Raw genomic sequence first — 17174 nt, forward strand, 5'->3', positions numbered from 1 at the left:
AGTCATCATGAAATCCCTGTTTTCCCTGGGCGCTGCCCTGCTGCTCGCCACTGCCGGCCAGGCCCAGGCCGCACCGGTCAAGGCTGTCGCCACCTTTACCGTGATCGCCGACGTGGTCAAACAGGTCGGTGGCGACCAGGTGCAGGTTTCCTCCCTGGTCGGTCCCAATGGCGATCCCCATGCCTACGAACCGACGCCCACCGATGCCCAGGCGCTGAAACAGGCCGATGTGGTGTTCATGAGCGGCCTGCACCTGGAAGGCTGGATGGATCGCCTGATCAAGGCCTCCGGCCAGGCGCGCCCGCCGGTAGTGCTCAGCGCAGGGATCAAGACCCGCGAGCTGGCGGACGACGAGGATGAACACGGCCACGCCGACCACGATCACGACCATGGCGGCATCGATCCCCATGTCTGGAACAACCCGCTCAACGTGGTCGTCTACACCCGCAACGTGGTGAAGGCGCTGTCCTCGGTGGATCCGGCGCAGGCTGCCACCTTCAAGGCCAACGGTGATCGCTACATCGCCGAACTGGAAGCCCTGGATCGCTATGCCCGAGAACAGATCGGTCAGGTCCCCCAGGCCAAGCGCAAGGTGCTGACCTCCCACGATGCCTTTGGCTACTTCGCCGACGCCTATGGCGTGACCTTCATCTCGCCGCTGGGTCTGTCGACCGAGGCCGAAGCCTCCGCCCAGGACGTCGCCAAGCTGATCCGCCAGATCAAGCAGGAGCATGTCGCCACCTACTTCTTCGAGAACTCCAACGATCCGCGCCTGGTGCAGCAGATCGCCAAGGCCAGCGGCGCCCAACCGGGTGGTGAGCTGTACGTCGAGGCGCTATCGCCGGTAGACGGCCCGGCTGCGACCTATGCGGCCATGTTCCGCTACAACGTGGATACCCTGGTCAAGGCTATGAAGGGCGGGCATTGAGGTTAAAGGTCTTCTGGTAGGTTGGCGCTGAGCGCAGCGAAGCCCATCAGCGTGAGGGTTCAGCACCTTCACGTTGGGCTTCGACGGTGGAGCCGTCTCAACCCAACTTACGCCAGAAAGCTGGTTAGCTAGACCACCGGCACCTCTTCCAGGTGCCGGTATTCCGCGCCCAGGCGCCGGGCGAGCTCCCCGGCCCGTCCCAGGCGCAGCGGTCCCAGTTCGATATCCAGCACCTGGACAGGACAGTCCGGTACTGCCAGCTCTTCCAGGTTGCGCAGGCGCCCGTCAGTGACCAAGAGCAGCTGGCATTCCTCGCCAGGGCGCTGCCGCCGACGACTTCGCAGCCATGCTTGAGCTTCGGACAGGCCAGCCAGCAAAGGCGTTCCGCCTCCCGCTCCCAACTGCTCCAGCCAGGCCTGCAATGCCTGACCGCTGCGCTGGCCCTGGAACGACCATTCCGGTCGCTCCCCTGCCGCCTGCAGGACCGCGACCCTGACCCGCTGGCGATAGGCCTGTTCGAACCAGTCGGCCAGCAGGCCCTTGGCCTGGGCCAGGGCGCCGTGGCGGCGGGTGGACGCAGAGTGATCGACGATTACCAGCCAGAGCTGCGCCGGGCGCTGCCGGCGCGGTTGCCGCAAGAGATCACCAGCGCGACGCGGACGCCCCCGGAGCAGCGTCGGCACCCAGGCGATGGGACCTGCCGTGCCTGGCGAACGGGCGCCTTGACGCCCGCCCAGGGCCTTGCCCGTCCCGCTTCGGGCATCACGATCCGGGGCATGAGGTGATCGGACGCCTAGGGCTTTTTTGCCGCGCCCAAGCGGCGTCTGGGGCCCGTCGCGGTGGGCTCCGGCGCCAGGGCACCCCAGCTATCGCCCTTACCCGCCGTGGGCTCGGCATCACCCTGTCGCTGTTGATCGCCAGGCCCCTGCTCCTGAGTATCAGCAGCTGAATTATCTTTCAGGGGTGGTATTACTGCCGGAGTGTCCGGTAACGCGCGGCGCCGGTGGCGCAGGGCGAATTCGGCCACGGCGGCGATATCGGGGTTTTCGATCGCAGGCGCGCCGCGCCAGGCGGCATGGGCGCGAGCCGCGCGCAACCAGACCAGATCGGCGCGCAGGCCATCGACCCCGGCCTGGTGGCAGCCTGCGGTGATGGCTTCCAGCGCGGCATCGTCCAGCGGTATGTCCGCAAGCCGCGCACGGGCCGCGGCGCAGCGCTGCCGCAGCTCCGCCTGGGCTGGTTCCCACTGGGCATTGAAAGCTGGCGGATCGCTGTCGAAGGCCAGGCGGCGGCGCAGGATCTCGGCCCGCTCCCGGGGTGCCGGCCGGCTGTCCAGCGCCAGGGCGAAGCCAAAGCGATCCAGCAACTGCGGACGCAACTCGCCCTCCTCCGGATTCATGGTGCCTACCAACAGAAAGCGAGCGGCGTGCTCGTGAGATATGCCGTCGCGCTCCACCCGGTTGATCCCACTGGCCGCCACGTCCAGCAGCAGATCCACCAGGTGATCCGGCAGCAGATTGACCTCGTCGACATAAAGTACGCCGCCATCGGCCGCCGCCAGCACACCTGGCGCGAAGCGGGCCCGCCCCTCGCCGAGGGCCGCATCCAGATCCAGCGTGCCGACGATGCGTTCCTCGCTGGCACCCAGCGGCAAGGTCACGAAGGAAGCGCCTCCGAGCAGATCGGCGAGACCCCGGGCCAGGGTCGACTTCGCCATACCCCGGGGACCTTCGATCAATACGCCGCCAATACGGGGGTCGATGGCATTGAGACACAGCGCCAGTTTCAGGGACTCGGCGCCAACCACGGCAGCGAGGGGAAAGACGGGAGCGGTCATCTCAGGCTTCATCCATATCCATCAGGAGCTGTTCAAGGGCTTCACGGTAGTCGCCTGGCTCCTGCCAGAGGCCGCGTTGCTGGGCTTCCAGCAGGCGCTCGGTCATGTCGCGCAGCGCCTCGGGGTTGTGGCGTTCGACGAAGTCGCGGGTATCGGCATCGAGCAGGTAGGCATCGGCCAGTTGCCGGTACTGATGATCCTCGACCAGCTCGGTGGTGGCGCCGAAGCCGAACAGGTAGTCCACGGTGGCGGCCATCTCGAAGGCGCCCTTGTAGCCGTGGCGCTTCATGCCGGCGATCCACTTGGGATTGGCCGCCCGGGAGCGCACCACGCGGCCCAGTTCTTCCCTGAGGGTACGGATCCTGGGGAGATCGGCCTGGGCGTGATCGCCGAAGTAGCTGGCACGCCGCTGGCCGCTCAGGGTCTCGGCAGCGGCCAGCATGCCGCCCTGGAACTGGTAGTAGTCGTTGGAATCGAGCAGGTCGTGCTCGCGGTTGTCCTGGTTCTGCAGTACGGCCTGCAGGCGACCCAGGCGGCGCGAGAAGTCGTCGCGGGCAGCGGTGCCGTCATCCTCGGCGCCATAGGCGTAGCCGCCCCAGTTGAGATAGGCGGTGGCCAGTTCGCTACGTTCCTGCCACTGTCGCTCTTCCACCGCGCCCTGGACGCCAGCGCCATAGGCGCCGGGCTGGGCGCCGAAGATGCGCCAGCCGGCCTGACGGCGGGCCAGATCAGCTGCGGTACCCGCCGCTTCCAGGGCAGCACGCTCGCGGCGCACCTGGGCGGCCAGGGGGTTGAGGTCGTCCGGCTCGTCCAGCGCGGCGACCGCCTGGACGGCGGCATCGAACAGCCTGACCAGCCCACCGAAGGCATCGCGGAAGAAGCCTGAGATGCGCAGGGTGACATCCACCCGCGGGCGATCCAGCAGCGACAGCGGCAGGATCTCGAAGTCCTCGACCCGGGCACTGCCGGTCTGCCATACCGGGCGCACGCCCAGCAGGGCCATCGCCTGGGCGATGTCATCGCCGCCGGTCCTCATGGTCGCCGTGCCCCAGACCGAGAGACCTAGCTGACGCAGGTGATCGCCCTCCTCCTGCAGATGACGCTCCAACAGCAGGTTGGCCGACTGCCAGCCCAGCCGCCAGGCGGTCATGCTCGGCAGGTTGCGCACGTCCACGGAAAAGAAGTTGCGCCCGGTGGGCAGCACGTCCAGCCGCCCGCGACTCGGCGCGCCGCTGGGGCCGGCGGGAACGAAACGCCCCTCCAGTGCCCTCAGCAGGCCGCCGATTTCAGCGGGACCGCAGCTGTCCAGGGCCGGCGCGACCTGGCCGACCAGGTGTTCCAGCACCGGGCGGGTGGCAGGCAATTCGTCCAGCGCCAACGGCAGCGGCTCGGCATCGACGGTCGCGGCAACCAGGGCCAGGGCCAGGAGCTCCAGCCGCTCCCGGGTATCGCCCAGGGTGCGCCAGGGTTCGCTCGACAGCCCCTCCAGGCACGCCGGACGCGGCCCCTGCCAGGACTCGCCGAGGTCAGCGGCCAGGGGATCGAACCCCAGCTGCAGGTCCTTGGCCAGCACTCGCAGCAGGCTGGCATTGGCGCCCTGGGCATCGCCCCGGGGAATGCGCAGCAAGGCCACCAGGGTATCGCGACGAAGCTGGCCGGTCGGGGATTCACCGAACACATGCAGGCCGTCGCGGATCTGGGACTCCTTGAGGTCGCACAGGTAGGCGTCCAGCTGCGGTAGCCAGCTGTCCGGATCGTCGGTGATCACCAGCCCCAGCTCGCGATCCAGGGCGGTTTCGCGGACCAGCTGCAGGATCTCGCCGCGCAATTCGGTGGCGCGTCGGAGGTCCAGCAGGCTGGCGTCGTAGTATTCGTCGGCCAGGCGCTCCAGGTCGCGCAGCGGCCCGTAGCTCTCCGCGCGGGTCAGCGGCGGCATCAGGTGGTCGATGATCACCGCCTGGGTGCGCCGTTTGGCCTGGGCACCCTCCCCCGGATCGTTGACGATGAAGGGATAGACGTTGGGCAGCGGTCCGAGGATGGCGTCCGGCCAACACTCCGCCGACAGCCCGACGCCCTTGCCCGGCAACCACTCCAGATTGCCGTGCTTGCCCAGATGCACCACGGCTTGGGCGCCATAGGCCTCGCGCAGCCAGAAATAGAAGGCCAGGTAGCCATGGGGCGGCACCAGCGCAGGATCGTGATAGACCGCCGCCGGATCGACGTCGTAGCCGCGCGCCGGCTGGATGCCAACGAAGGTCAGGCCGAAGCGCACCCCGGCCACCATGAGCCGACCCCGACGGTGCATGGGATCGGCCTCGGGCCCGCCCCAGCGCTCGGTCACCGCCTGCTGCAGGCTGAGGGGCAACTGGGCGAATAGCGACTGGTAGTCCTGCAGCGCCAGACTCTGCAGGGCCGGGCGCAGATCGCGCAGGGCGCTGTCGTTGGTCACCCCACCGAGCAGGCGCTCGATCAGGGCGGTACCGCTTTCAGGCAGATTGGCCACCGGGTAGCCGGCCGTCTGCAGCGCCTGCAGCACCTTGAGCGCCGCCGCCGGGGTATCCAGGCCGACGCCATTGCCGATGCGGCCGTCGCGGGTCGGATAGTTGGCCAGGATCAGGGCGATGCGCTTGTCCGCGGCAGGACGCTGCGCCAGTTCGATCCAGCTGCGCGCCAGCCGCGCGACGAAGGCCATGCGCTCGCCATCGGCCTGGTAGTTGACCACGTCGCTCTGGCTGCGCTCGCAGCGCCAGGCCAGGCCCTTGAAACTGATCGGCCGGGTGATGATGCGCCCGTCCAGCTCCGGCAGGGCGATGTGCATGGCCAGGTCGCGGGCGCCCAACCCCTGGGGGTTCTCTTGCCAGCGCTCGCGATTATCCTGGGCGCAGATGGCCTGGAGTACCGGTACCGGCCGACGGAACGGCGTGAGAGTCGGCCGTTCCGGACTGGATTGGGCAAAACCTGTGGTATTGAGGATCAGCGCCGTAGCGGTCTCGTCCAGCAGCCGTTCCACCTCTTCCAGGCAGGCCGACTCCTTGAGACTGGCCACGACGATGGGCAGCGGATTCAGCCCCTGAGCTTCCAGCTGCTGGCAGAAGACATCGACGAAGGCGGTGTTGGCCGACTGCAGGTGGGTGCGATAGAACAGCAGCGCCACTGCAGGCCAGTCCGGTCGCCAGCGCTGACGCCAGCCATCCAGACCCAGGGCGTCTGGGTGATAGACGGCCACCCGCGGCAATTCCCGCGGCGGCTGGTAGGTGTACCGGGCATCCAGGCACTCGCTGGCCAGGCAATGCAGGAAATCCCGGGCATTGCCCAGGCCGCCCTGGCGCAGATAGCGCCACAACCGTTCGGCCAGCTCGGGCGCCACCGTACCCAGGGCCATCAGTTCCGGGTCGGGCCGGTCGCAACCGGGTACCGCGATCAGGGTCAGCCCCCGCGCGGCCAGCTCGGCCAGCCGCTCCATGCCATAGCGCCAGTAACCCTGGCCGCCATGCAGGGAAATGAACACCACCCGCGCCTGGCTCAGCACCTCGTCGACGTAGAGATCCACCGAGGCGTGGTTCTGCAGCTGCATGGGATTGGCCAGGCGCAGACTGGGATAGCGCTCGTCCAGGCTACGGGTCGCCTCGGCCAGCAGCGCCAGGTGCGAATCGCCACTGCAGAGCACGACGATCTCGCCCGGTGTCTGCGCCAAATGGGCGATGCCATCGTCCGGGACGAAACCGCCCGGCTGAGTACGCAGCAGATGCATCCGGGGTCAGGCCACCGCGGCGCGCAACTGGGCGGTGATGGCCGCCTGGTCCAGCTCCTGACCGATCAGCACCAGCTGGGTGCTGCGGGTCTCGCCGGTCTTCCAGGCACGGTCGAAATGCTTGTCGAAGCGGGTGCCCACGCCCTGCACCAGCAGCCGCAGCGGCTTGCCGGCGATGGCGGCGAAGCCCTTCACCCGCAGGACGCCATGACGCTTGACCACCTCGGTCAGCGCCGCCAGCAGGGTCGCTTCCGCCACCTCGGGCAACTCGACGCCAAAGGAGTCGAATTCGTCGTGGTCATGGTCTTCATGACCTTCGAGGTCATGGTGGGTCGGACGGCTGTCGATATGGGCCTCGGACTCGGCCTGCAGGCCCAGCAGCACCGACAGGGGCAACACGCCACGACTGGCTTCCACCACCTTGACCGCCGGCGGCAACTCTTCGCTCACCTCGGCGCGGACCCGGGCCAGGGCCTCGGCGTCCAGGCCGTCGGCCTTGTTGAGGATCACCAGGTCGGCACTGGCGAGCTGATCTTCGAACAACTCGTGCAGCGGCGATTCATGGTCGAGGTTGGGGTCCTGCCGACGCTGGGCATCCACCTGCTCCGGATGGGCGGCGAAGGTGCCGGCCGCCACCGCCGGGCTGTCGACCACGGTGATCACCGCATCCACGGTGCAGGCGGTGCGGATCTCCGGCCACTGGAAGGCCTGCACCAGGGGCTTGGGCAGGGCCAGGCCGCTGGTTTCGATGAGGATGTGGTCGATGTCGCCCCGCCGCGCCACCAGCTCCTTCATCACCGGAAAGAATTCTTCCTGCACGGTGCAGCACAGGCAGCCATTGGCCAATTCGAAGACGCGGCCCTGGGCCTCTTCCTCGCTACAGCCGATGCTGCACTGGCGCAGGATCTCGCCGTCGATGCCCAGCTCGCCGAATTCATTGACGATCACCGCGATGCGCCGGCCTTCGGCATGGTCGAGCATGTGCCGCAGCAGGGTGGTCTTGCCGGAACCGAGGAAGCCGGTAACGATGGTGACGGGAGTCTTGGCCAGGGTTTTCATGGGCTGCCCTTAGAAAGAAAGCGAAAAAAGACGGGCAGGCATGCCGGACGCCCGCGTGACGGCGAGGCCCTGGTGGCAGCCCGGATCACCCCGCCCGGTTGCATGTTCGAAACGTGACGAGGCAGGTCTCCTGGCTCGCGGCGCCCGGCTCCGGCCTTCCCGCGTGAGCAGTGGCCTGGTGGAGTGGCTGAAGATGCCGCTTACAGTTGCGGGGGCAGCCGCGGTATCGCACCGCGTTCCCTTTCAAGCTCTTGCCGACAAGAGCACCTCGGAACGCGACAGGCTACGAGCGCCCCGCCAGGGTGTCAATCCGCCAGGCTTGACCGGCGGACGAGGCGCGTGGTCTTCTCGAAGCGGTCGCCAAGGGCGAGCCACCGCCTGCCTTCCTCCGCCTCAAGACCTGCCATGATCGCCATCACGCGCCCCTTCGCTACCTTGAGCCAGAACGATATTTCGGCGTGGCGCCCGTTCGCCCTTCGCCCGCTGTGCTGTTCAGACTCTGGACTGGACTGCCACGCTTCGTCCAAGGGCGTTCAAGGCTGATGGGCCTGGTTCTCGGCCTCGGCTGCCGCCAGGACTGTTCGCTGGACGAACTCGCCGAACTGGCGCTCGGGGTCTTGCAGGAAGCCCAGTGCGATCGCACTGCGCTGACCGCACTGGCTACCGTTGCGAGTCGACTCGAGGAACGCGGACTGCGCGCCCTCGCCCAGCGCTGGCAGCTGCCTCTGCACGGCTTCACCGCCGAGCGTCTGGCGCAGCAGCGCGGGCATAACTGCCGCCAGCGATCTGGTGTTGCAGCACACCGGCAGCCCCAGCGTGGCTGAAGCCGCGGCCCTGGTTGCGGCCGGTGAAGGCGCCCGCCTGTTGGTGAGCAAACGCAAGAGCGCGGCGGCAACGGCAGCCTTGGCCTACGCCTGAGACGCCTCTTCCCCGTCGGCGTCCCTGACCCGGGCGCGGACATGGATGGGGCTGAAGGGCTCGTTCTGCACCAGTTCCACCAGGGATTCCTTGACCAGTTCCAGAATGGCCATGAAGGTCACCACCACCCCCAGCCGGCCTTCATCCAGGGTGAACAGCGCCACGAAGGGCACGAAGGCACCCTCCTTGAGGCGCTCCAGCACCTGGCTCATGCGCTCGCGGGTGGACAGCACCTCGCGGGTCACCTGGTGGCTCTCGAACAGGTCGGCGCGGCGCAGGACCTCGCCCATCGCCAGCAGCAACTCGCCCAGGTCCACCTCGGGCAACAGCTTGCGTGCCCGCGCATCCGGCGCCGGCAAGGTGGGCACCACGAAGTTGCGGCCTTCGCGCGGCAGGTCATCGAGATCCTCGGCGGCCTTCTTGAAGCGCTCGTATTCCTGCAGGCGGCGGATCAGTTCAGCGCGGGGGTCCTCTTCCTCGGCGTCCAGGCCTTCGGCGCGCGGCAGCAGCATGCGCGATTTGATCTCCGCCAGCATCGCGGCCATCAGCAGGTATTCGGCGGCCAGTTCAAGTTGCACCGCCTTCATCAGCTCGACATAGCTCATGTACTGCCGGGTGATCTCGGCGACCGGGATGTCGAGGATGTTGATGTTCTGCTTGCGGATCAGATAGAGCAGCAGGTCGAGCGGTCCCTCGAAGGCTTCGAGAAAGACCTCCAGGGCATCCGGCGGGATATAGAGGTCCTGGGGCAGCTCGGTGAAGGCCTCGCCATAGACCAGCGCCAGGCGCAGCTGCTCGGGTTCGAGCAGCTGGGGGTCCAGGGCTTCGCTCATGCTTCGATCATGAAGGGCGTCGGATCCCCGGCACCGACCCGGATCACTTCCGGTTCGTCATCGGCCAGGCTGATCACGGTGGACGGCTGCAAGCCACCCGGACCGCCTTCGATCACCAGATCGACGAAATGCTCGAGCCGCTCGCGGATCTCCCAGGCATCGCCCAGGGCTTCGTCATCCCCCGGCAGAATCAGGCTCACGCTCATCAAGGGCTCGCCCAGTGCCTCCAGCAGCGCCAGGGTGATGGGATGCTGGGGCACCCGCACGCCGATGGTGCGCCGCTTGGGATGCAGCAGCATGCGCGGCACCTCGCGGGTGGCATTGAGGATGAAGGTGTAGGGCCCGGGGGTATAGGCCTTGAGCAGGCGGAAGGCACTGGTATCCACCTTGGCATAGATGCCCAGCTCGGAGAGATCGCAGCACACCAGGGTGAAGTTGTGCTTGTCGTCGAGCTGGCGGATGCGGCGGATACGCTCCACCGCGCTCTTCTCGCCGATACGGCAGCCCAGCGCATAGGAGGAATCGGTGGGATAGGCGATGACACCGCCGGACCGGATGATTTCCACGGCCTGACGAATCAGCCGCGGCTGAGGATTCTGCGGATGAATTTCGATGAACTGGCTCATTGGGGTTCCCGAATCTGAGGGTATAGCGGTTGACTGAAGCGCGCCCAGAGGGGCGGCAGATCTTCGGGCAACGGACGGTACATGCCCAGCTCCGACCACTCGGCCGGCGCATGGAAATCGCTGCCCGCACTGACCATCAGACCGAATTCCCGCGCCAGAATTGCCAGGGTGCCGACCTGCTCCGCCGGCTGCACGCCGTTGACCACCTCGATGGCATGGCCGCCGCCGCTGACGAATTCGCCGATCAGCTTGCGCAACTTGGTGCGGGTGAACCCATAGGCCAGCGGATGCGCCAGGCTGATCCAGGCCTTGGCGCCCTTGAGCGTCGCCAGGGTCTCGGCCAGGGTCGGCCAATGCTGCTTGACGTCGCCGAGCTTGCCGCCGCCGAGCCATTTGCGGAAGGCATCGCCGCGGTCCGCGACATGGCCGGCCTGCACCAGGTATTCGGCAAAATGCGGCCGGGCCGGCGCATTGCGGCTGTCGCCCAGGGCCAGTTGCACCGCGCGAGCCCCTTCCAGGGTGCCGGGCATGCCCTTGGCCGCCAGCCGCCGGTCAATTTCCCGGGCGCGCTCCCAGCGACCTTCGTGCAGCGCTTCCAGGGCGGCATTCAGCTCTGGCGCCTCAGGGGCGAAGTTGTAGCCCAGCACATGCAGCGTGGCGCCGCCCCAGGTACAGGACATCTCGATACCGGGGAGCAGGCGCAGACCCAGTCCGTCCGCGGCTTGCAGGGCTTCGGCGTAGCCGTCCAGGGTGTCGTGATCAGTGATGGCCAGCAGCTGCACCCCGCGCTCATGGGCCCGTCTGACCACCTCGGCGGGCGCGAAGGCGCCGTCCGACGCGGTGGTATGACAGTGCAGGTCGATACGCATGGCTTTCTCCTCCGGCTTCATCAGGTATTATGCCGCGATGCACTGCTATCGGCTGCGTTAATGAAACAATTCATCGATTTCATCCCCCTGCTCCTGTTCTTCCTGGTCTACAAGCTCGATCCGCGTCCGCTGGAATTCGCCGGGCATGCCTTTACCCTGGGCGGCATCTTCAGTGCCACCGCGGTCCTGATCATCGCGTCCCTGGTGGTCTATGGCGCGATCTTCGCGACCCAGCGCCGGCTGGAAAAGAGCCAGTGGCTGACGCTGATCGCCTGTCTGGTGTTTGGCGGCATGACCCTGGCCTTCCATAGCGAGACCTTCCTGAAATGGAAGGCACCGGTGGTGAACTGGCTGTTCGCCGTGGCCTTTCTGGGCAGCCAGTTCATCGGCGACAAGCCGCTGATTCAGCGCATGCTGGGCCACGCGGTGCGTCTGCCGGCGCCGATCTGGACGCGGCTGAACATCGCCTGGATCATCTTCTTCATCGTCTGCGGTTGCGCGAATCTCTATGTGGCCTTCACCTACGAAAGCTTCTGGGTCGACTTCAAGGTCTTCGGCAGCCTGGCGATGACCCTGGTGTTCATGCTCGGCCAGGGCCTCTATCTGGCGCGCCATCTGCAACCCATGGATGAACCGCGAGACTGATCCCATGAGTCAGATACTGCTGATCGACGATGACCAGGAGCTGTGCGAGCTGCTTGGTGCCTGGCTGAAACAGGAAGGCTTCGAAGTCACCGCCTGCCATGCCGGCAGCGATGCCCGCACCCAGTTGCGCGAAGCCACGCCGGACGTGGTGGTACTGGACGTGATGCTGCCGGACGGCAGTGGCCTGGAGCTGCTCAAGCAGTTGCGCAGCGATCATCCGCAACTGCCCGTGCTGATGCTGTCGGGACGTGGCGAGCCGCTGGACCGCATCCTCGGCCTGGAACTGGGTGCCGACGACTATCTGGCCAAACCCTGCGATCCGCGTGAACTCACCGCACGGCTGAGAGCCATCCTCAGGCGCAGCCATCCGGCCCAACCCGCGGCCCGCCTGCAGCTGGGCGATCTGTCGCTGAGTCTGGCGCGGGGCGTCGCCAATATCGGCGAAACCGAGATCACCCTGACCCTCACCGAGAGCCGCATTCTCGAAGCCCTGCTGCGCCAGCCGGGCGAACCCCTGGAAAAGCAGGCGCTGGCCCAGGCAGCCCTCGGACGCAAGCTGACGCTCTACGACCGCAGTCTGGACATGCACGTCAGCAATCTGCGCCGCAAACTCGGCAGCCATGCCGACGGTCGCCCCCGCATCCTCGCCCTGCGCGGCCGCGGCTACTACTACAGCGTTTAGCCCTCCGCGCAGCCTTTACCCCCTCTTTACGCCCGCTGACCGCCACTGACTTCCCCGCTCCTAGACTGGGCTCATCCGGTATTGCACCGGTCATCCCAAGGAGATTTCCCGATGCGCAAACTCATGCCCGCCGTGCTGTTCGCTGCCCTGCTGCCGACCCTGACCCTGGCCGCGACCCAGGACAGCGCCGACATCGCCCCGCCGCCCCACGGCAAGCTGATGGACGGTGGTCCGCGTGGCGATGGCCCCCTGCGCGGTCTCAAGCTGACGCCCGAGCAACGCGAGCAGGTCGGCAAGCTGATGGGCGAGGAACGCCAGCAGCAACGCGAGATCGTCAAGAGCTATCTCGACAAGCTGCCCGAAGATCAGCGCAAGGCCCTGCACGATCAGCTGGATGGCAATCGCGACAAGACTCGTCAGTCCATTCGCGCCCTGCTCAAGCCCGATCAGCAGAAGCGCTTCGACGAAATGGAAAAGAAGCGCGAGGATCGCGCCAAGGAGTGGGCGGAATTCCAGCAGTGGAAGCAGGACCACAAGTCCTCGTAATCCCCGATCGCTGCGCCGACGGTCCTCGGCGCGGCGTCTGACCGAGAACCTGCCCAACGTCTCGCGAGCTGGAGACAAACAAGGCCTAGGCGGCCCCACGAAAATGTCTGAGGAAGCGGATCGGACCCGCGCTCGGGTTTACGAGTAGTAAATGAGCATTCGGACGGGGCTGGCCTTCCAGGGCATTTTCAACGCAGTTTGGCCGACGCGCAGCAGACTTTGAGCAGTTTCTAAGGCGACCGCATGGTTTTTCGTTCCCTTTTCTGGCGCATCTTCGCCACCTTCTGGCTGGCCATCCTCTCCGCGGTCGGCCTGACCATGCTGCTCGGCCACCTGGCCGACCAGGATTCCTGGATCCTCGCGCAGCATCCCGGCTTGCGCGACCTTCCCGAACAATGGGTGCAACGCTATGAAAACGACGGTCCCGCCGCCGCCCAGGGCTTGCTCGAACAGCGCAAGGGCCGCTATGGCATCGATGTGCTGGTGCTGGGCGAAAACGGCTCGCCCCTGGTGCGCGGCACCTTGCCACCGCGCATCTTCGACCAGGATCTCGACCAGCCGCAGCATCAGCAGCGTCCCGGCCCTGGCGCCCGCGATCCCAACCGGCCACTGCCCTGGCGACGCCTGACCGACGAATACACCAGTCCGAGCGGTCAGAACTACCTGTTCATCTACCACCTGCCCACGCCCGAGCTGGGCGCCTGGCGCCGGCAGAGCCTGTTCTGGCCGGTCGGCATGCTGGCCATCGCCACCGTGGTACTGACCCTGTTCAGCCTGCTGCTGACCCTGAGTCTGACCCGCCCGCTCAATCATCTGCGCCGCGCCGTCCACGATCTCGGCCAGACTGCCTATCAGCAGGACACCCTGGCCCGCCTGGCCCGGCGCAAGGACGAACTGGGCGTGCTGGCCGAGGACTTCAATCGCATGGGCGCCCACCTGCAGCGCCTGATCGACAGCCAGCGGCAGCTGCTGCGCGACGTGTCCCACGAATTGCGTTCACCGCTGGCGCGGCTGCGCATCGCCCTGGCGCTGGCCGAACGCTCCGATCCTCGTGACCTGGGCAACATGTGGCCGCGGCTGACCCTGGAATGCGATCGCCTGGAAACCCTGATCGGCGAGATCCTCGCCCTCGCCCGCCAGGAAGCCGACCCGGGCCCACCCGAGCAACTGGAATTGCATCCACTGCTGGAAGGCCTGGTGGAGGATGCCCAGCTCAGCGCACCCCAGCAGCGCGTGGAACTGGTCGTGCCCACCGCCCTGCGGCTGGATGGTTGGCCGGACGTGCTGGAACGCGCGCTGGACAATCTGTTGCGCAATGCGCTGCGCTTCAATCCACCCGCGCAGCCCATTGTCATTTCGGCAACGGCGGCGAAAGGCGAGGTCCGCATCCAGGTGCGCGACCACGGGCCCGGGGTCAAGACAGCCGACCTACCCCGCCTGGGTGAGCCCTTCTTCCGCTCGGATCAACAGCACGCCACTGGCTATGGCCTCGGCCTGGCCATCGCCCGCCGCGCCATCGAGCGCCATGGGGGCGAGCTGCACCTGAGCAATCACCCGGACGGCGGCTTTCTCGCCACCGTCATCCTGCCGCTCAGGCCGGTCCTGGCCAATGGCTGACCTGCGCGCTCAGATCACGCGGCGCCGGGACGCGCGGCGCTACCTCCGGCGTGCCCAGGTAGATGTAGCCCACCAGCTGTTCGTTTTCGGCCAACCCGAGCCCCTGCAGCACCCAGGGGTCGTAGCTGAAGTCACCGGAGCGCCAGACCGCCCCAAGTCCCAGGGCGAAGGCCGCGTTGACCAGGCCGTGGGCAACGCAGCCAGCGGTAATGATCTGCTCCTGGACGGGCACCTTGGGGTGCTCCTGCAGGGTGGCAACGACGGCGATCACCAGGGGGGCTCGCAGTGGCATGCGCCGAGCCTTGTCCAGGGCCGCTGCATCCGCATCGGGCTCGCGACGGCGCAGGGCGTCCGCATAGAGCTCGCCGAGCACAGTACGGCCCTCGCCGGCCACCAGGATCAGCCGCCAGGGGCGCAGCAGCTTGTGGTCCGGCGCCCGGTCCGCGGCGCGCAGCAGGGTCTCGAGTTGCTCGGGGGTCGGGCCTGGCCCGGTCAGGCGACCGACCGAGGCGCGATTGCAAAGGGCTGCGAGGGCATCCATAGCGTCTCTCCTGTAAAGATGCCGCAGTGTAACCCAGGGATGACTGTCGAATTTGGCTGTCACAGCAGCGGAACGGCCGACAATCTTGGCCCTCGCCGGGGCGGTCGGCTAAGATCGCCAATGCAAGAAAACCCGGCCGCTTTCATCGTCGCGAACGGAGTTATCCCGACCTCTCGCCTTTTTCGAAACGGACCCGACAGATGAAGTTTGCGCTCAACCGGTTCCTCGCAGCGTCCGGTGACAGCCTGGGCGTCTACTACGCCCGGGTATTCGCCTATCTGATTGCCGCCGCCAGCGTCACTGCGGGCTACTACGTCCAGGCCGATGCCGTGGGCCTCTGGCTTATCCCCTATGCCTTGCTCTATCCGCACGTGGCCCAGACCCTGAGCCTCAAGCTCCGGCGCGACCGCGGCGCCCAGACCGATATCCTGCTCGCCGCCATAGACGCCATCCACGTCGGCATGGCCGCGGTGGTGTTGCGCTTCCCGCTGATGCCTACCCTGATGCTGCTGTTCATGCTCGGCTACACCAGCATGCTGCGCGGTGGTCCCCGCCTGCTCGGCCTCTGCCTGCTGTTCGCCACCAGTGCAGCGGCGCTGGGCAGTGCCACCTTCTTTCATGGCGTCGACCTCACCAGTCCGCTGCTGGTGGCGGTCACCAGCGTGGTGGGCACCATGCTGCACCTCTGGGGCACCGGCTACTTCCTGCACCGGCAGCGCAAACGCCTCATCCAGATCAACGACGATCTCAAGCGCGAGCAGGAGAAGTCGGCGATCCTGGCGCACAATCTGGCGAAGTACCTTTCGCCCCAGGTCTGGGAATCCATCTTCACCGGCAAACAGCACATCGCCCTGGGCACCCAGCGCAAGAAGATCACGGTGTTCTTCTCCGACATCAAGGGCTTCACCGAGCTGTCCGAAGAACTCGAGGCCGAAGCCCTCACCGACATGCTCAACAACTACCTCAACGAGATGTCGAAGATCGCCGTGAAGTACGGTGGCACCATCGACAAATTCGTCGGCGACTGCGTGATGGTGTTCTTTGGCGACGCCAACAGCCAGGGCGCCAAGAAGGACGCCGTGGCCGCGGTCTCCATGGCCATCGCCATGCGCAAGCACATGAAGGTCCTGCGCCAGCAGTGGCGCAGCCAGGGCATCAACAAGCCCCTGGAGATCCGCATGGGCCTGAACACCGGCTACTGCACGGTCGGCAACTTCGGTTCCAGCACGCGCATGGACTACACCATCATCGGTCGCGAAGTGAACCTGGCCAGCCGCCTGGAAAACGCTGCCGACGCCGGCGAGATCCTGATCAGCCACGAGACCTACTCGCTGGTCAAGGAAACCATCATGTGCCGCGACAAGAGCTGGATCACCGTCAAGGGTTTCAGCAAGCCGGTGCAGATCTACCAAGTGGTGGACTTCCGCCGCGACCTGGGCGCCTCCCCCAGCTACGTCGAGCACGAACTGCCGGGCTTTTCCATGTACCTGGATACCAACAACATCCAGAACTACGACAAGGACCGGGTCATTCAGGCGCTGCAACTGGCGGCGGAGAAGCTGAAGGACAAGGTGATCCTTTAACGCTACCGCAGACCCTGCGGCCGCATCCAGACGCACCTCGGCACCCTTGGCCGGGCGCAATCAGACCGCTAGCGCGAGCAACATTCGGGCTGGTGCCTAACCGGGCGCTGATGTATCGCTGAGAGGCCGGAAGCGCAGCAGGCCAGCCCTCCTCCCGGCAATACCCGTTGCCGCCCACCAGATCGCGTGTTGGCCCGGTAAACATACAACCGCGTAGCTGAAGCGAACTCGTTGTTTAGGCCTAGCTGCAAAGGCCCAGGCCAACGTTGGACGGCGCGCACTCATGCGCTTTCGATACCCACGCTGCCCGGCCTCTTCCAGGAGCACGCGAAGCCGAAGGCTTACTTACGACTCCAGGACGGGCAACGCCAGTGATGGGGCCACCTTCCCTTGGGCTGCTGGCGAGCCGGCCTATCCCGATTTTCTGAAAGGTAGTCGGGCGACGATCAGCCTTGGCCAGCGAATCTACGCGGCGCAAAGTACCGATGCGGGTCAGGTGCAGCCCAACCTCCTGGGCAGCGTTCACGGTGAGCCTTCAATAGCGCCCTGAAGCGCCTCTCCCCATCCTTGAATCGCCCAGAGCGATTTCAATAACCCATGAAGATGCACGCCATCTCCGCCATGACATGCCGGCCGCATGATCTTCAAAGAAGTACTACCAGCATATTAATTTTCGCCCTGCTTATTAAATGTACGCCAATACCTATCGTGCAGGCCGATGCATCTCCTTTTTATCAAA

General features: G+C 66.3%; 14 protein-coding genes, 1 pseudogene and 1 riboswitch. Of the genes and pseudogenes, 7 read left to right on the forward strand and 8 right to left on the reverse strand.

Annotated elements, in window-relative coordinates; translation table 11 throughout:
• Positions 1-7: 7 nt before the first annotated feature.
• Positions 8-928, forward strand: a complete 921-nt coding sequence (locus QE444_RS14870) for a metal ABC transporter substrate-binding protein (protein ID WP_309739461.1) — start codon at positions 8-10, stop codon at positions 926-928.
• 128 nt (positions 929-1056) lie between these two features.
• Here the strand turns inward: QE444_RS14870 and QE444_RS14875 are convergent, their stop codons facing one another.
• Genes QE444_RS14875 through cobW form a run of 4 tightly spaced genes read right to left on the reverse strand, consistent with a single transcriptional unit; the run spans position 1057 to position 7575 of the window.
• Positions 1057-1665, reverse strand: a complete 609-nt coding sequence (locus QE444_RS14875) for a VWA domain-containing protein (protein ID WP_309741996.1) — start codon at positions 1663-1665, stop codon at positions 1057-1059.
• 56 nt (positions 1666-1721) lie between these two features.
• Entirely contained in the window at positions 1722-2765 is a 1044-nt protein-coding gene (locus tag QE444_RS14880; RefSeq protein ID WP_309739463.1) for an AAA family ATPase, read from the reverse strand.
• A gap of 1 nt (position 2766) precedes the next feature.
• Positions 2767-6516: a cobaltochelatase subunit CobN gene (cobN, locus tag QE444_RS14885; RefSeq protein ID WP_309739465.1), complete on the reverse strand. Its 3750-nt coding sequence runs from the start codon at positions 6514-6516 to the stop codon at positions 2767-2769.
• 6 nt (positions 6517-6522) lie between these two features.
• The gene (cobW, locus tag QE444_RS14890) at positions 6523-7575 is read right to left on the reverse strand and encodes a cobalamin biosynthesis protein CobW (protein WP_158893935.1); all 1053 of its coding nucleotides are present in this window, start codon (positions 7573-7575) and stop codon (positions 6523-6525) included.
• Positions 7576-7677: 102 nt separating this feature from the next.
• Positions 7678-7861: riboswitch (cobalamin riboswitch) on the reverse strand.
• 256 nt (positions 7862-8117) lie between these two features.
• On the opposite strand from cobW, the pseudogene QE444_RS14895 reads away from it, so the two are divergent.
• Positions 8118-8493: pseudogene (locus QE444_RS14895) on the forward strand (cobalamin biosynthesis protein).
• Here QE444_RS14895 and QE444_RS14900 read toward each other — a convergent pair.
• From QE444_RS14900 to QE444_RS14910, 3 genes are all read right to left on the reverse strand, one after another.
• Complete coding sequence (locus QE444_RS14900; RefSeq protein ID WP_309741997.1) at positions 8484-9212, reverse strand: ScpA family protein; 729 nt, start codon at positions 9210-9212, stop codon at positions 8484-8486. The pseudogene QE444_RS14895 and the gene QE444_RS14900 sit on opposite strands and share 10 nt — an antisense overlap.
• A 110-nt stretch (positions 9213-9322) precedes the next feature.
• Complete coding sequence (locus QE444_RS14905) at positions 9323-9952, reverse strand: L-threonylcarbamoyladenylate synthase (RefSeq protein ID WP_158893925.1); 630 nt, start codon at positions 9950-9952, stop codon at positions 9323-9325.
• Entirely contained in the window at positions 9949-10821 is an 873-nt protein-coding gene (locus tag QE444_RS14910; RefSeq protein ID WP_187979370.1) for a PHP domain-containing protein, read from the reverse strand. Before QE444_RS14910 ends, QE444_RS14905 begins: the two co-directional genes overlap by 4 nt.
• Before the next feature lie 60 nt (positions 10822-10881).
• Here QE444_RS14910 and QE444_RS14915 point away from each other — a divergent pair, with 60 nt between their 5' ends.
• From QE444_RS14915 to QE444_RS14930, 4 genes are all read left to right on the forward strand, one after another.
• Positions 10882-11466: a septation protein A gene (locus QE444_RS14915; RefSeq protein ID WP_183629893.1), complete on the forward strand. Its 585-nt coding sequence runs from the start codon at positions 10882-10884 to the stop codon at positions 11464-11466.
• A gap of 4 nt (positions 11467-11470) precedes the next feature.
• Positions 11471-12148 (forward strand): response regulator transcription factor, encoded by a 678-nt coding sequence (locus QE444_RS14920; RefSeq protein WP_133860652.1) that lies wholly within the window; start codon positions 11471-11473, stop codon positions 12146-12148.
• A 111-nt stretch (positions 12149-12259) separates the two neighbouring features.
• Entirely contained in the window at positions 12260-12694 is a 435-nt protein-coding gene (locus QE444_RS14925; protein WP_187979372.1) for a Spy/CpxP family protein refolding chaperone, read from the forward strand.
• Positions 12695-12937: 243 nt separating this feature from the next.
• On the forward strand, positions 12938-14311 hold the full coding sequence (locus QE444_RS14930; protein WP_309739469.1) for a HAMP domain-containing sensor histidine kinase: 1374 nt from the start codon (positions 12938-12940) through the stop codon (positions 14309-14311).
• On the opposite strand, the gene QE444_RS14935 is transcribed toward QE444_RS14930, so the two are convergent.
• Positions 14286-14852 carry a nitroreductase family protein gene (locus QE444_RS14935; protein ID WP_309739471.1) on the reverse strand — a complete coding sequence of 189 codons (567 nt, stop codon included), beginning with the start codon at positions 14850-14852 and terminating at the stop codon, positions 14286-14288. The two genes, QE444_RS14930 and QE444_RS14935, sit on opposite strands and share 26 nt — an antisense overlap.
• Positions 14853-15052: 200 nt before the next feature.
• Here QE444_RS14935 and QE444_RS14940 point away from each other — a divergent pair, with 200 nt between their 5' ends.
• A complete protein-coding gene (locus QE444_RS14940) occupies positions 15053-16435 on the forward strand; it encodes an adenylate/guanylate cyclase domain-containing protein (RefSeq protein WP_133860656.1) in 1383 nt (460 codons plus the stop codon).
• Positions 16436-17174 lie beyond the last annotated feature (739 nt).

The organism is Pseudomonas sp. SORGH_AS_0199 (assembly GCF_031453735.1).
Taxonomy (GTDB): domain Bacteria; phylum Pseudomonadota; class Gammaproteobacteria; order Pseudomonadales; family Pseudomonadaceae; genus Chryseomonas; species Chryseomonas aestiva.

Bases quoted from the DNA above. Each gene is read 5' to 3' on its own strand.
- QE444_RS14870 (WP_309739461.1), top strand. From the start codon at position 8: ATGAAATCCCTGTTTTCCCTGGGCGCTGCCCTGCTGCTCGCCACTGCC.
- QE444_RS14880 (WP_309739463.1), bottom strand. From the start codon at position 2,765: ATGACCGCTCCCGTCTTTCCCCTCGCTGCCGTGGTTGGCGCCGAGTCC.
- cobN (WP_309739465.1), bottom strand. From the start codon at position 6,516: ATGCATCTGCTGCGTACTCAGCCGGGCGGTTTCGTCCCGGACGATGGC.
- cobW (WP_158893935.1), bottom strand. From the start codon at position 7,575: ATGAAAACCCTGGCCAAGACTCCCGTCACCATCGTTACCGGCTTCCTC.
- QE444_RS14905 (WP_158893925.1), bottom strand. From the start codon at position 9,952: ATGAGCCAGTTCATCGAAATTCATCCGCAGAATCCTCAGCCGCGGCTG.
- QE444_RS14910 (WP_187979370.1), bottom strand. From the start codon at position 10,821: ATGCGTATCGACCTGCACTGTCATACCACCGCGTCGGACGGCGCCTTC.
- QE444_RS14915 (WP_183629893.1), top strand. From the start codon at position 10,882: ATGAAACAATTCATCGATTTCATCCCCCTGCTCCTGTTCTTCCTGGTC.
- QE444_RS14920 (WP_133860652.1), top strand. From the start codon at position 11,471: ATGAGTCAGATACTGCTGATCGACGATGACCAGGAGCTGTGCGAGCTG.
- QE444_RS14925 (WP_187979372.1), top strand. From the start codon at position 12,260: ATGCGCAAACTCATGCCCGCCGTGCTGTTCGCTGCCCTGCTGCCGACC.
- QE444_RS14930 (WP_309739469.1), top strand. From the start codon at position 12,938: ATGGTTTTTCGTTCCCTTTTCTGGCGCATCTTCGCCACCTTCTGGCTG.
- QE444_RS14935 (WP_309739471.1), bottom strand. From the start codon at position 14,852: ATGGATGCCCTCGCAGCCCTTTGCAATCGCGCCTCGGTCGGTCGCCTG.
- QE444_RS14940 (WP_133860656.1), top strand. From the start codon at position 15,053: ATGAAGTTTGCGCTCAACCGGTTCCTCGCAGCGTCCGGTGACAGCCTG.